The organism is Streptomyces sp. NPDC059850 (assembly GCF_042731515.1).
Taxonomy (GTDB): domain Bacteria; phylum Actinomycetota; class Actinomycetes; order Streptomycetales; family Streptomycetaceae; genus Streptomyces.
Genome location: NZ_JBHWJI010000064.1, coordinates 42,720 through 55,241, shown reverse-complemented (window position 1 = coordinate 55,241; position 12,522 = coordinate 42,720). Strand labels below are relative to the sequence as shown.

The window sequence follows — 12,522 nt, the reverse complement described above, 5'->3', positions numbered from 1 at the left end:
GGCCCCGAGCTTCCCGCTCGGGGCCCACGGCGTTTCCGGGTTGCGGCCGGCGCTACTCCCCGACGTCGAGGATCCGTACCGGCTGTCCCTTCCACCCGTCCGCCGCGGCCGTCGCGACCACCGCCCCGGCAGGACGCTCAGGCGTCGGCTGCGCCACGTACGCGGTGTGGGCAGCCGCCCAGCCGGCGGCGTCGCGGGCCACCGCCAAGGCGGCGGGCAGGTCGAGGTCAAGGACGGTGAGACTGGGCAGGGCGGCGATGTGCTCCGCCGTTCCAGGGCGGGCCCGGTCCGCCTCCACAAGGGCACAGGCCGGGGCGTAGAGGAACCAGCCCGGTTCGGCGTGAGCACGGTGGATCAGCCGCGAGAGCAGGATGTTGCCGCGCCCGGCGGCCACCATGGCCGTGTCGTCCAGCACGACGTGCAGAGCTTCGGTCACCGGGCGTCCGCCTCGGCCAGACGCCGATCCAGCTCGGCGTCCAGGTCGGCCACCTCGGCTTCGCTGGGGTTGTAACCGTTCCACCCCTGGAGCACGGCGCGAGCTTGCTCAGCGCGCTCAGCCCGCTCGGCGGGGGTGAGCAGGGTCTCGGCGAGGCGGGCCAGATACGCCCGCAGGGAAAGCCCTTCCGAAGCCGCTATCTCGGCCAGCCGATCTCGTGCCTCGGTGGGAATGCGGACGTTGGCGTCGGACACGGTGATGCTCCCTCCACTCATGACAACAGGGTACGGGTACGCACCCGTACCCGTACCCTGAATTCGGGAGATGTACCAAAGGCAGGTCGGGAAGGCCGCCCTGGGTCCGGGTCCGGGGCGCCCCGGGGCAGGGCCTGGGCGGAGCCCAGTGGAGACCGGTGGGGGCCGGGGGCTTGCCCCGCCACGCGGCGGAGCCGCATATCGGTACTGCGGGAAGGGGCGGAGTGGGGAACAGGCCCCCGGCGGGGCACCTCCGCGTCAGGCCAGGAAGTCTGCCGCCAGGCGTTCGGCCGCGCGCTCCAGGAGGGGGCCCGCTTCGGCGATGCAGCGGGTGGGGTCCGGTTCCAGGTCGGTCAGGGGGTAGGCGCGGCGGATCCCCGCGCCGCCCAGGGCGGCCGGGGTCAGGGCGAGGCGGCCGCAGACCGCGACCACGTCGATGCCCCGCGCCCGCGCCGCCGCCGCGACACCCGCCGGGGCCTTGCCGTGCAGGGTCTGCTCGTCCAGCGAGCCCTCCCCCGTGATCACCAGGTCGGCCCCCTCCAGCGCGGCCGCGAAGCCCAGCACGTCCAGCATCACGTCGATGCCGGGGCGGAAGGCCGCGCCGAGGCCCAGCAGCGCGCCGAAGCCGATGCCGCCCGCCGCACCGGCGCCCGGCGCGGCCGCGTACTCGGCGGCGCGGGACCCGACGGCCCGCTCCAGGGCGCGTACGTACGTGGCGAGCGCGGCGTCCAGGGCCGCGACATCGGCCTCGCTCGCGCCCTTCTGCGGCCCGTAGACCGCCGCCGCGCCCTTCGGCCCGGTCAGCGGGTTGTCGACGTCGCTGGCCAGTACGATCTCCGCCGCCCCGAGCCGCGGGTCGAGACCGGACAGGTCCGCCGTCGCCAGTTCGCCCAGCGGGCCGCCGCCCGGCGCGACGGGCGTGCCGTCGCCGCGCAGGAAGCGCGCGCCGAGCGCGCTCAGCATTCCGGCGCCGCCATCGGTCGTGGCGCTGCCGCCGACGCCGAAGACGATCGTGCGGGCACCCGCGTCGAGCGCCGCCCGCAGCAGCTCACCGCTGCCGTACGTGGTGGCGGTGAGCGGCGCGAAGACCCCGTCCGGGAGGTGCCGCAGGCCGGACGCCTCGGCCATCTCCACCACGGCCGTCCCGTCGCGCAGCGCGTACGCCGCCGTGACCGGGGCGCCCAGCGGCCCGGTCACCCGCGCCTCGCGCCGTTCGAACCCGGCCGCGACCGCCGCGTCCACCGTGCCGTCGCCGCCGTCAGCGACCGGCAGCGCGTCGATGCGCAGCAGATCGTCACCGCCGGACCAGCCGCGCCGCAGCCCCGCCGTCACCCGTTCGGCGACCTCGACGGCGGTGAGGGAGCCCTTGAACTTGTCGGCGGCGATCAGCACCCGCGTCGGGGGCGTCGCCTGACCCTGCGCCCACGTCTTCACTTCTGCCGTCGCCTCGGCCTTCGCAGCGTCCGTCACCCTGGTACCCCTTGCTTTTCGCTCAGGCGGTCGAAGCCGCCCTGACCCTATCCGCTGGGACGGCGACCCGGTACACCCACATCATCCGGGTACACCAGACACATGGGCCACGCAGGCACGGCACTGGCGGACCAGATCCTCGGCGGCTGGCTCGGCCGCATCGCCGGGAACATGCTCGGCAAGCCCATCGAGCGCGGCGACGTCTGGACCCGCGACCGCATCGACCGCTATCTGCGCCGCGCCGACGCCCTCCCGCTCACCGACTATCTGCCCGCGCTGGAGCCGCCACCCGATCCGGTGGGGTTCGAGCTGCGCCCCGAGTGGCAGGCATGCGTGCGCGGCCGGATCCACGGCAGCGCTCGGGACGACGACATCGACTACACCGTCCTCGGCCTGCACCTGCTGGAGACCCACGGCTTCGGCTTCACCACCGAGCAGGTGGGCGAGATGTGGCTGCTGCGGCTGCCGTATCTGCAGACGTTCACCGCCGAGCGGGCCGCGTACCGCAATCTCGCGGCCGGGGTGCGGCCCCCGCTGACCGCGACCGTCGACAACCCCTACCAAGAGTGGATCGGCGCCCTGATCCGCGCCGACATCCACGGCTGGGTCAACCCCGGCGACCCGCCCCGCGCCGCCGCCATGGCCCGCCGCGACGCCGTGCTGTCCCACACCGGCAACGGGGTGTACGGGGCGATGTGGGCGGCCGCGCTGATCGCCGCCGCGTTCACGGCCGACGGCCCCCGTACGGCGGTCGAGGCCGCCCTCGACCGCATCCCGCCGCGCTGCCGCCTGGCCCGTACGGTGCGCCGCGCCGCGTCCCTGTACGACGCGGGCGTGACCTGGCCGGACGCGCTGGACCAGCTGGAACGCGAGACGAGCGGCCTGCCCTGGATCCACACCGTCCCGAACGCCGCCGTCCTCACCGCCGGGCTCCTCTACGGCGCGGGCGACTTCACCGCCACCATCACCCTGACCGTGCGCGGCGGCCTGGACACCGACTCCAACGGCGCCACCGCGGGCTCCGTCGCGGGCGTCCTGTGCGGCGCGGCCGTCCTCCCGCCGCAGTGGACGGAGCCGCTGGAGGACCGGATCCGCAGCGCCGTCTTCGGCTTCGACGGAGCCCGCGTCAGCGACCTCGCGGCCCGTACGCATCGCCTGGCGATACAGGACTAGCCGGGGGCGGCGCGGCGAGGGAGGCCAGCAGCGCGAGACGTTCGGCGCTGGGGGTGCCCGGCTCCGCGTGGTAGATGACCAGGATCTGGCGGTCGGTGCCGGGGACCGGCAGCTTCTCATGCCGCAGTTCCAACTCGCCGACCTGCGCGTTCATGATCGTGCTGAGGCCGCTGCGCTTGGGCCGGACGTCGTGCCGGGCCCAGAGCCGCCGGAAGCGTTCGCTGCGTACGGACAGCTCGCCGACGAGTTCGATCAGCGCCGGGTCGTCCACATCGGGGCCGACGAGCCCGCGCAGCACGGCGACCGAGCTTTCGGTGCTGGCCTCCCAGCGGCCATGGGGAGCGCCGGAGGCGGGGTCGAGGAAGAGGGCGCGGAGCATGTTGGTGCCCGGCGTGAAGGGGACGGCGGGAGGGCGCGCGGCGGCGGCGGACCGGCGCGGCGAGGCGGTGCAGATGCGCCGTGGCGTCGTCGTCCAGCCGGAGCGCACAGGCCAGGGCGTCGACGACCTGGGCGGACGGGTGCCGGTCGCGCCCCTGCTCCAGGCGCAGGTAGTAGTCGGCGCTGATCCCGGCCAGCAGCGCCAGTTCCTCCCGGCGCAGCCCCGGTACGCGGCGCCGCCCGGCCGAGGGCAGGCCCACGTCTACCGGGCGGATCAGCTCACGGCGGGCCCTCAGATACGCGCCGAGCGGGATGTCCGCCCGGTGATCGCTCACCATGCCGTCCACCGTACGGCCGCCGGACGGCCCGGGAAGCGGGCCATCGTCACCGGGGCGTCCTCCGGCATCGGCGCGGAGACCGCCCGGGAGCTGGCGGCCGCCGGAGCCGAGGTCACCCTCGCGGTCCGCGACCTGACCGCCGGTGCGGCGGTCGCCGCCGGTATCACCGACGCCACGGGCAACAAGGAGGTGCGCGTGGCACGGCTCGAACTGGCCGACCGCGCCTCGGTCGCGGACTTCGCCGCCGCCTGGGACGGGCCGCTCCATGTGCTGGTCGACAACGCGGGCGTCATGGCCCTGCCGGAACTGCGGCTCACACCCGAAGGACGGGAGACCCAATTCGCCGTCAACCACCTGGGGCACTTCGCCCTCACGGTGGGCCTGCGGCGGGCCCTGGCGGCGGCCGGCGGCGCCCGGGTCGTCGCGGTCAGCTCCTCCGCGCACCTGCTCTCGCCGGTCGTCTTCGGCGACATCCACTTCGCCTTCCGGCCGTACGACCCGTGGCTCGCGTACGGCCAGTCCAAGACCGCCAACATCCTCTTCGCGGTCGGCGCCGCCGCCCGGTGGGCCGACGACGGCATCACCGTCAACGCCCTCTCCCCGGGCTCCGTCCCGACCAACCTGACCCGCCACATGGGCGCGCCCTCGGGCGTCACCCTTGAGGAGGGACTGCGCAAGACGCTGGAGCAGGGCGCGGCCACCGCCGCCGCCGACCGCCTGTGGGAGGAGTCCGTGCACGCGATCTGAGGGGCGATACGGGCGTCAGTCCGCCGCCAGGTCCCACCGGCTGCCCAGCCAGCCGTCGTGGCTGCCGAGGAGGGCGACCAGGGCGGCGAGGACGCGGTCGTCCCACCAGTCCGCCAGCACCTCCAGCTCGAAGGCTCCGACTCCGTTGTGGAAGTCGAGGACCACGCGGCCGTCGGCGCGCCACTTGGTGCGGCGCGGGGTGCGGGCGACGTCGCCGCCGCCGAGGATGCTGGCGATCGCGATGGCCAGCTGGATGGGCGAGATCAGCCACCACACGAACCACCAGAAGGCCCGCCCCTTGAGCCCGACCGCGGTCGGCGCGCCCGCCTGCTGGACGGTCCAGCGGGTGCGGACCGTGCCGCCCTTCATGGCCGGTTGGCGGGTGATGAGGGCGAGGGGTTCACCGGCGGCGCCCAGCACCTCGTACGTGGCCGAGCCGCCCTTGAGCGCCGACTTGGTCACGACGTGCGCGGAGACCTGACCGCGGTACTGGTCGGCCCAGAGGGTGAAAGCGCGGGTGCCGTCCTTGCAGGCGGTGCGGTACGCCTTCAGGTCACCGCCGGGCGGGTCGCGGCGCTCGGGGAAGGCGAGGGGATGGAAGGCGCGGCCCGCCTCGGGGCCGGTGCCGGACATCCTTATCTGCCACTTGACGCGCCCGTCCTGCGGCGGTTCTTCGTTCTTGCTCAGCGTCTGTCCGCTCAGCCACAGAAAACGGCCCATCCTCGCACTCTCCCCGTCACGCCATGTCCGACCTGGTGCGGAGCGGACTCTACCGGTCCGGAATAACGCGTTCGCCGCAGACCGCGCGCCGTGCGTAGGCTCGCCGCATGAGCAGCGAGACGACGCGTCGGCCCCTCGTCGCGATCCTCAGCGGGGCGGGCATCTCGACGGACTCCGGCATCCCCGACTACCGCGGCCCGCAGGGGCTGTGGCGGCGCGACCCCGAGGCCGAGAAGCTCGTGACGTACGACTTCTACATGACCGACCCGGACATCCGGCGCCGCTCCTGGCAGATGCGCCGGGAGAGCAAGGCGCTGCACGCCCGGCCGAACGGCGCGCACGAGGCCGTGGCGCGGCTGGAGCGGTCGGGGGTCCCGGTGCGCGTGATCACGCAGAACGTGGACGGGCTGCACCAGCTGGCCGGGATGCCCGAGCGCAAGGTGCTCGAACTGCACGGCACCGCACGCGTCGTGGAGTGCACCCACTGCGAGGAGCGCTCCGGGATGGACGAGGCGCTGGAGCGGGTCGCGGCGGGCGAGGCGGACCCGGCGTGCCGGGAGTGCGGCGGAATCCTCAAGTCGGCGACGGTGATGTTCGGGCAGGGGCTTGACCCGGAGGTGCTGACCGAGGCGGTCGCGGTGGCGCGGGCGTGCCAGGTGTTCATCGCGGTCGGCACCAGCCTCCAGGTGCAGCCCGCGGCGTCGCTCGCCGGGATGGCCGCCGAGAGCGGCGCCCGGCTGATCATCGTCAACGCCGAGCCGACGCCGTACGACGCGCTGGCGGACGAGGTCGTCCGCGAGCCCATCGGCACGGCGCTGCCCGCACTGCTGGAACGGATCACCGACGGGGGCGGCTGACGCCGCTCCTCTCGAAGTCCAGCAGCCGCCGCTTGCGGTCGAGCCCGCCGCCGTATCCGGTGAGGCTGCCGGTGGAGCCGACGACGCGGTGGCAGGGGACGATGATGCCGACCGGGTTCTTCCCGTTGGCCAGCCCCACGGCCCGGGAGGCGGTGGGCCGCCCGATGCGGTCGGCGAGCTGCCCGTACGTCCAGGTCTCGCCGTACGGGATACGGCACAGCTCTTCCCAGACGAGGCGCTGGAAGGGCGTGCCGTCGAGGTGGAGCGGCAGGTCGAACGCGGTCAGCTCGCCCGCGAAGTAGGCGGTGAGCTGACGGATGGCCGTGGCGAAGGGGTCCTCATCGGGATCCCCGGGAGCGCCGAAGGCCTCCTCGGGCGGGCGGTGGCGCTGCCCGCTCATATAGAGCCCGGACAGCCCGGCCCCGGTGGCCACGAGGGTGAGCGGACCGTACGGGCTGTCGACGGTGGTGTGGGTGCGGGTCACGGGTGGATTCTCCTGGTGAGGGCCCGCCTTGCGCAGGCGGATCGGGTGGGTCGGGTGGGTCGGGTGGGTCGGGTAGACCGGGCGGTTCGGTCCGCCGTGTATGCCGGGCGAGGCACACCGCCAGACGCGACAGGCGAGGCACACCACCCGCCAGGCCGGGCTGGGGCAGCCGCCGAGCGCGTCGGGCGGCAGGCGGCTTGGCATCAGGCCCGGCGGCGCGGCACGCGGACCAGCGCGGTAGCGCGGCACGCGGACCAGGCCCGGTAGCGCCATACGCAGACGCCACCGCAGCGCGGGACACCGACCAGGCGCGGCAGCGCATCGCAGGCTTCACGTGGGCAGCCGGTTGATGGCGTGGGCCGCGTCGTTGGCCCAGAGGTACTGGACCGCGTACGCGCGCCAGGGGCGCCAGTGGGTGGAGTGGCGGGTGAGGGCGCCGGGGGTGGTGGGGAGGGACAGGTCGGCGGCGGCCTTGCGGACGCCCAGGTCGGTGGGGAGGAACGCGTCCGGGTCGCCCAGGCCGCGCATCGCGATGAGTTCGACGGTCCAGGGGCCGAGCCCGGGCAGGTCGGCGAGGCCCGCCCGGGCCTCGTCCCAGTCGCTGCCGACGCCGAGGGCGACCCGCTCCTCGGCGAGCGCGCCGATCAGCCCGGTGAGGGTGGCGCGGCGGGTGCGGGGCATGGCCAGGGCCTCGGGGTCCAGCGCGGCGAGGGCCCGGGCGGTCGGGAAGAGGTGGGTCAGGCCGCCGCCGGGGTCGGCGACCGGGTCGCCGTGCGCGGTCACCAGGCGGGCCGCGAGGGTGCGGGCGGCGGCCGTGGAGACCTGCTGGCCGAGGACCGCGCGCACCGCGAACTCCTCCGGGTCGACCGAGCGCGGCACCCGCCGCCCCGGCGCCTTGTCGACCAGCGGGGCCAGCTGGTCGTCGGTGCGCAGCAGGTCGTCCACGGCGGCCGGGTCGGCGTCCAGGTCGAGCAGCCGTCGGCAGCGACTGATGGCCCCGGACAGGTCGCGCAGGTCGGCCAGGGACAGCTGGCAGGCGATGTGGTCGGGGCGCGGGGCGAGGGCGACGACCCCGGGCCCGTACGGCAGGCGCAGGGTGCGCCGGTACGCGCCGTCGCGCCACTCCTCCACGCCGGGTACGGCGGTGGCGGCGAGGTGGCCGAAGAGGTTGTCCGGGCACAGCGGCGCCCGGAACGGCAGCCGCAGCGTCAGCGCTCCCGGCACGGCGGGGCCTGGCTGCTTGCGGGCGCGCTCGCGCAGCTCGGTCGGGGAGAGCGCGAAGACCTCCCGTACGGTCTCGTTGAACGCCCGGATGCTGGCGAACCCGGCCGCGAACGCGACGTCCGCCATCGGCAGCCCGCTGGTCTCGATCAGCAGCCGCGCGGTCTGCGCCCGCTGCGCGCGGGCCAGGGCGAGCGGTCCGGCGCCCAGTTCGGCCAGCAGCTGCCGTTCGATCTGCCGGGTGCTGTAGCCGAGCCGCCCGGCCAGCCCCGGTACGCCCTCCCGGTCGACGACCCCGTCGGCGATCAGCCGCATGGCGCGGGCCACGAGGTCGGCCCGCTCGTTCCACCGCGGCGACCCGGGGCTGGCGTCGGGGCGGCACCGCTTGCAGGCCCGGAACCCGGCCTGCTGGGCGGCCGCCGCGCTCGGGTAGAACCGCATGTTCTCGGGCTTCGGACCGACGACCGGGCAGCTCGGACGGCAGTAGATGCGGGTGGTGACGACGGCGATGAAGAACCATCCGTCGAAGCGGGCGTCCTTGGCCCGTGCGGCCCTGAGGCACCGGTCGGTATCGGTGTACATGGCTCCAGCATCGGCCACCGCGCGCCGCCGGGCTCGCGGGAATCCGACATCGACGTCCGAGCGACGCCCGCCGCGCGCAACGACCGCCCCGTAGGAGGAATTTGCGACGGAACAGCAGACCGGAGGCCTGGTGGTCGGCATGATGAAGAGGTGACGGAACACCGAGAGATACCTCTGGCAGACGGCACCTCCGTACGGCTGGAAATCGCCCCCGTGGGAGACGCCGTGCTCGCGGACGCCCACGGCAGCGTGGGCGGCGTAGGGGGCGTGGGCGGCGTGACCCCGGTGGGGCGCGGGACGCGGGCGGCGGCCGCGCTCGCCGACGCCGGCCTGGGGGTCGTGCTCCGGGGGCTGGGCTCGGTGCTCCAGGACGTGCACGACGCGGTCCGCTCCGCGCCCCAGCCGCCGCAGGAGTTCACCGTCCAGTTCGGGGTGCAGGTCGGCCAGGACCTCAAGCTCGGCATCGTGGGGACGAACGGGCACGCCAGCCTCACCATTTCGGCCACCTGGCGGCTGGAGGAGCAAGGGCCCCCGGACGAGCGCCCGCCGGACCAGCCCCCGCCGCCGGACGAGCCTCCGCCGGACCAGCCGACACCCCCGCAACAGCCCCCGTCGCCCGACCCCGCGGTCTGACGCGATGGGCTGGTTCCACCCCCGCGGATCCGCACCGCGGCCCGCCGTGTCGATCCTGGCCAAGGACGACGGAAGACCGGCGGGCGCCGGGGTCTTGCTGCCCCATCACCACCTGCTGACCTGCGCCCATGTGGTCAACAGCGCCCTCGGCAAGGACATGCTGGCCCCGGACCACCCGGGAGCGGTCACCGTCCCGGTCCGCATGCGCGGACCGGAGCACACCGTCGAAGCCGAGGCCGAGCTGACGGCCTGGATCCCGCCCCGGCGGGACGACGGCGGCCTGGGCGCCTTCGAGTGGAACGGCGACCTCGCCGTACTGCGGCTGGCGCCCGGAGCGCTGCCGCTCGCGTTCGAGCCGCCGCGCTGGCACCCCATGGCCCGGCGGCAGTTCGTCCGCGCCTGGCACGGCAGCGGCGAGCCCGGGGTGTTCGCCGACGCCGAAGTGAGCTCCTGCGACGGGCGGTTCGGCTACTTCGACGGGGCCGAGCGCACCCTCGACGTCGAACCCGCCTACAGCGGCGGCCCGCTGTGGTCGAGCGAGGAGAGCGCGGTCGTCGGGCTCGTGACGGCGAAGCTGCGCATCCAGGGCAGCATGCGGCGCGCCTGGGGCATCCCCTGGCAGCGGGTGGCGCGGGAGTTGGGGCGCGCCGGAGTCGACCACCTCCTGCCGCGCCCCGACGAGGACGTACGCGACCACCCCGTCTACGCGGAGCTGACCGCCCTGCTGGACGGGCCGCTGTCGCTGTCCGAGGGCTGGGTGCGGTACTGCCGCGCGGTCGCCCGCCAGTGCGGCCTGGACCACCGCGCGGACGGCGCGCCGACCGCCGACGAGTTCGCCCGGCTGCTGCTCTCCCGGGGGCGCGCCCTCCCGGCGCTGGTCGAGGCGGTGCGCCCGGCGTCGGGGCCGACCGCCGACGCCCTCCTCGCCCTGGGGCGCCGGCGCGGTCTGCCGAAGCTGCTCACGCCGGGCGAGTACGAGTGGCTGCTGCGGCTGCTGCGCGCCCTGCCCCCGGCCTCGGCCGCCGGTGTCCCCGGGGCGGTGCGGGCGGCGCTGTCGCTGGCGGCCCTGCCCAGCGCGCTGCTGGCCGGATTCGGTGGCGAGGCCTGCGACGACGGCCTCCACGAGAGCGGCGGCACCGGGCGTTTCGAAGCGCTGATCGCCCATCTGGAGGGGCTGTACGGCGACGGCTCGCCGGGCGAGGACGGCGGCATGGCCGTCCCGGGGCTGCTGCGCGCCGTGGAGTTCGTGGCCGCGGGCTGCTGCCCGTCGGCGGCGCAACGCGCCGAGCTGCGGCACTGGAACGCGGCCGTGGCCCGCCGTCTGGGCGTCCATGACGCGGCGTTGCAGGACCGCCGCCACGACGCGCGCCGGTGGGCCCGGGGCCCGGAACGGGGCTTCGCACCGCCCCGGGTCGTGGCGAAGCTGTCGTCCTGCGGCCCCTCGGCGGGCCCCGCCGTGGCGGACCCGGACGAGCCGGAGCGCTACCGGCTGCGGCTGTGGTGCGACGACGGGGACGGCCTGCGCCAGGTGTCGGACGACAGCGAGCGGCCGCGCAGTACGGAGGAGGCGGCCCGGGAGATCCTGGACGCGGTCGGCTCGCTGCGCCGCCCGGACCCGGCGGGCCCGCGCTTCGTCATCGAACTGATCGTGGACCGGGACACCTTGGAGGTGCCCGCCGACTCCTGGAAACCGGCCGGGGCGCTGCTCCCCCTCCCCCTCGGCGCGCCGTATCCGCTGGTCGTCAACTGCCCGGAGCTGCGGGAGCTGAACGGCGAGGCGATGCTGGACCAGTGGCGCGAGCGCTGGGCCCGGCTGGACGCCGAGGAGCCCGTGCACATCGACGACGCGTCGGCCCCCGACCCGGAGGCGGTGTGCGGGCTGCTGATGGAGCGGCTGACCGCCCATGTCACGGTCGATGTCGCGGCCGACCGGCGGGCGGGGGTCGTTCAGATGTGCCTGGCGGCGGGCGTTCCGGTGGTCCTGTGGGACCGCGGCGGGCAGCCGGGCTCTCCGGCGGTGCGGCACGCCGCCGAGGTGCGGGCGCGTGAACTGCCCGAGGAGATACGGCGATACCGCACGAAGACCCTGCAGAAACCGGCCGAGTACCCCGGGCGTCCGGTCCTGGCGTGGGCCGACGCCGGGCGGGCACTGCCCCGGCTGGACCTCGTGGATCCCACGGAGTGACGGGCAGTGATGGTGAGACGCGCGCGATGTCCGCTGACGCGGGCCGAAAGGGAGGTTCCCCGATGAACGCACGGGAGCAGCACGAACAGCAGGGCGGCTGGCGGCTGTTCCGGGGAGACGGCGTACCCCGGCGGGTGGAGATGCCGCCCGCCCCGCCGTGGCGCCGCTTCGGCAGCGACCCGGAGGCCGAACAGGCGCCCGGTGCCGCGCGCCCGTCGCCGTATCTGATCTCGCCCGAGCACGCGGACGTGGTCAACGCGGCCCTGCACCTGCGCCGCCCGCTGCTCGTCACCGGCAGCCCGGGCACCGGCAAGTCGTCCCTCGCGCGGGCGGTCGCGCACGAACTGGGTCTTGGCGAGGTGCTGCGCTGGCCCGTCAACAGCCGCTCCACCGTGCAGGACGCGCTCTACCGTTACGACGCGATCGGACGGCTGCGCGAGACCAACCTCATCCGGGAGCGCGGCGAGGCCGAGCCCGACATCGGCACCTTCGTACGGCTCGGCCCGCTGGGCACCGCGCTGGTGCCGGGCGAACGACCCCGGGCGCTGCTCGTCGACGAACTCGACAAGGGCGATGTCGACTTGCCGAACGACCTGCTGACCGTGTTCGAGGAGGGCGAGTTCGAGATCCCCGAGCTGGCCCGGCTGCCGGAGGAGCAGTCGGTGGTGGAGGTGCTGACCGAGCGCGCGGGCGAACGGGCGACGGTACGGCGCGGACGTCTGGCCTGCGAGGAGTTCCCCGTCGTCGTGATCACCAGCAACGGCGAGCGCGACTTCCCGCCCGCCTTCCTGCGCCGCTGCGTACGGCTGGAACTGCCCACCCCCGACGAGGAGCGGCTGCGGGCGATCGTCACCGCGCATCTGGGGGAGGAAGCGCTGGAGGAGGTCGATCAGCTGCTGGAGGTCTTCCTGCGGCGGCGCGCGGCGCGCGAGCTGGCCACCGATCAGCTGCTGAACGCCGTGTTCCTGCGCTCTGGCGGGGTGGACGTGACGGCGCGGGGGCTGCTGGAAGCGGTGCTGCACCGGCTGGGCGGGGCGGTGTGAT

The 12,522-nt window shown here is 75.0% G+C and carries 11 protein-coding genes and 2 pseudogenes; 6 read left to right on the top strand and 7 right to left on the bottom strand.

Annotated elements, in window-relative coordinates; genetic code table 11:
* Nucleotides 1-52 precede the first annotated feature (52 nt).
* The 3 genes from ACFV9T_RS36010 to ACFV9T_RS36000 form a co-directional block, all read right to left on the bottom strand.
* On the bottom strand, nucleotides 53-436 hold the full coding sequence (locus ACFV9T_RS36010; RefSeq protein WP_385446734.1) for a hypothetical protein: 384 nt from the start codon (nucleotides 434-436) through the stop codon (nucleotides 53-55).
* A complete protein-coding gene (locus tag ACFV9T_RS36005; protein ID WP_385446733.1) occupies nucleotides 433-711 on the bottom strand; it encodes a hypothetical protein in 279 nt (92 codons plus the stop codon). The genes ACFV9T_RS36010 and ACFV9T_RS36005 overlap by 4 nt, the downstream gene beginning before the upstream one ends.
* 237 nt (nucleotides 712-948) lie before the next feature.
* A complete protein-coding gene (locus ACFV9T_RS36000) occupies nucleotides 949-2,082 on the bottom strand; it encodes a glycerate kinase (protein WP_385446738.1) in 1,134 nt (377 codons plus the stop codon).
* Nucleotides 2,083-2,262: 180 nt separating this feature from the next.
* Here ACFV9T_RS36000 and ACFV9T_RS35995 point away from each other — a divergent pair, with 180 nt between their 5' ends.
* Complete coding sequence (locus ACFV9T_RS35995) at nucleotides 2,263-3,333, top strand: ADP-ribosylglycohydrolase family protein (protein ID WP_385446732.1); 1,071 nt, start codon at nucleotides 2,263-2,265, stop codon at nucleotides 3,331-3,333.
* On the opposite strand, the pseudogene ACFV9T_RS35990 reads toward ACFV9T_RS35995, so the two are convergent.
* Nucleotides 3,287-4,049 (bottom strand): annotated as a pseudogene (locus ACFV9T_RS35990) (helix-turn-helix transcriptional regulator). The gene ACFV9T_RS35995 and the pseudogene ACFV9T_RS35990 sit on opposite strands and share 47 nt — an antisense overlap.
* 30 nt (nucleotides 4,050-4,079) lie before the next feature.
* On the opposite strand from ACFV9T_RS35990, the pseudogene ACFV9T_RS35985 reads away from it, so the two are divergent.
* Nucleotides 4,080-4,754, top strand: a pseudogene (locus tag ACFV9T_RS35985) (SDR family NAD(P)-dependent oxidoreductase); the annotation flags it as partial.
* Nucleotides 4,755-4,811: 57 nt separating this feature from the next.
* On the opposite strand, the gene ACFV9T_RS35980 reads toward ACFV9T_RS35985, so the two are convergent.
* Nucleotides 4,812-5,516 (bottom strand): hypothetical protein, encoded by a 705-nt coding sequence (locus ACFV9T_RS35980; RefSeq protein ID WP_385446731.1) that lies wholly within the window; start codon nucleotides 5,514-5,516, stop codon nucleotides 4,812-4,814.
* A 107-nt stretch (nucleotides 5,517-5,623) separates the two neighbouring features.
* Between ACFV9T_RS35980 and ACFV9T_RS35975 the strand changes: the two genes are divergently transcribed.
* Nucleotides 5,624-6,373 (top strand): NAD-dependent deacetylase, encoded by a 750-nt coding sequence (locus tag ACFV9T_RS35975; protein WP_385446730.1) that lies wholly within the window; start codon nucleotides 5,624-5,626, stop codon nucleotides 6,371-6,373.
* Here ACFV9T_RS35975 and ACFV9T_RS35970 read toward each other — a convergent pair.
* Complete coding sequence (locus tag ACFV9T_RS35970; protein ID WP_385446729.1) at nucleotides 6,354-6,857, bottom strand: methylated-DNA--[protein]-cysteine S-methyltransferase; 504 nt, start codon at nucleotides 6,855-6,857, stop codon at nucleotides 6,354-6,356. The genes ACFV9T_RS35975 and ACFV9T_RS35970 overlap by 20 nt on opposite strands.
* Nucleotides 6,858-7,187: 330 nt before the next feature.
* Nucleotides 7,188-8,660 (bottom strand): AlkA N-terminal domain-containing protein, encoded by a 1,473-nt coding sequence (locus ACFV9T_RS35965; protein WP_385446728.1) that lies wholly within the window; start codon nucleotides 8,658-8,660, stop codon nucleotides 7,188-7,190.
* A gap of 150 nt (nucleotides 8,661-8,810) precedes the next feature.
* On the opposite strand from ACFV9T_RS35965, the gene ACFV9T_RS35960 reads away from it, so the two are divergent.
* From ACFV9T_RS35960 to ACFV9T_RS35950, 3 genes are all read left to right on the top strand, one after another.
* Complete coding sequence (locus ACFV9T_RS35960; RefSeq protein WP_385446727.1) at nucleotides 8,811-9,293, top strand: CU044_2847 family protein; 483 nt, start codon at nucleotides 8,811-8,813, stop codon at nucleotides 9,291-9,293.
* 46 nt (nucleotides 9,294-9,339) lie between these two features.
* Nucleotides 9,340-11,478, top strand: a complete 2,139-nt coding sequence (locus tag ACFV9T_RS35955; protein WP_385446726.1) for a trypsin-like peptidase domain-containing protein — start codon at nucleotides 9,340-9,342, stop codon at nucleotides 11,476-11,478.
* Between the two features lie 62 nt (nucleotides 11,479-11,540).
* The gene (locus ACFV9T_RS35950) at nucleotides 11,541-12,521 is read left to right on the top strand and encodes an AAA family ATPase (RefSeq protein WP_385446725.1); all 981 of its coding nucleotides are present in this window, start codon (nucleotides 11,541-11,543) and stop codon (nucleotides 12,519-12,521) included.
* Nucleotide 12,522 lies beyond the last annotated feature (1 nt).

What these genes read in the sequence shown, in the direction of transcription:
- ACFV9T_RS36005 (WP_385446733.1), bottom strand. Translation starts at nt 711, where the DNA reads ATGAGTGGAGGGAGCATCACCGTGTCCGACGCCAACGTCCGCATTCCC.
- ACFV9T_RS35950 (WP_385446725.1), top strand. Translation starts at nt 11,541, where the DNA reads ATGAACGCACGGGAGCAGCACGAACAGCAGGGCGGCTGGCGGCTGTTC.
- ACFV9T_RS35965 (WP_385446728.1), bottom strand. Translation starts at nt 8,660, where the DNA reads ATGTACACCGATACCGACCGGTGCCTCAGGGCCGCACGGGCCAAGGAC.
- ACFV9T_RS35975 (WP_385446730.1), top strand. Translation starts at nt 5,624, where the DNA reads ATGAGCAGCGAGACGACGCGTCGGCCCCTCGTCGCGATCCTCAGCGGG.
- ACFV9T_RS35980 (WP_385446731.1), bottom strand. Translation starts at nt 5,516, where the DNA reads ATGGGCCGTTTTCTGTGGCTGAGCGGACAGACGCTGAGCAAGAACGAA.
- ACFV9T_RS35995 (WP_385446732.1), top strand. Translation starts at nt 2,263, where the DNA reads ATGGGCCACGCAGGCACGGCACTGGCGGACCAGATCCTCGGCGGCTGG.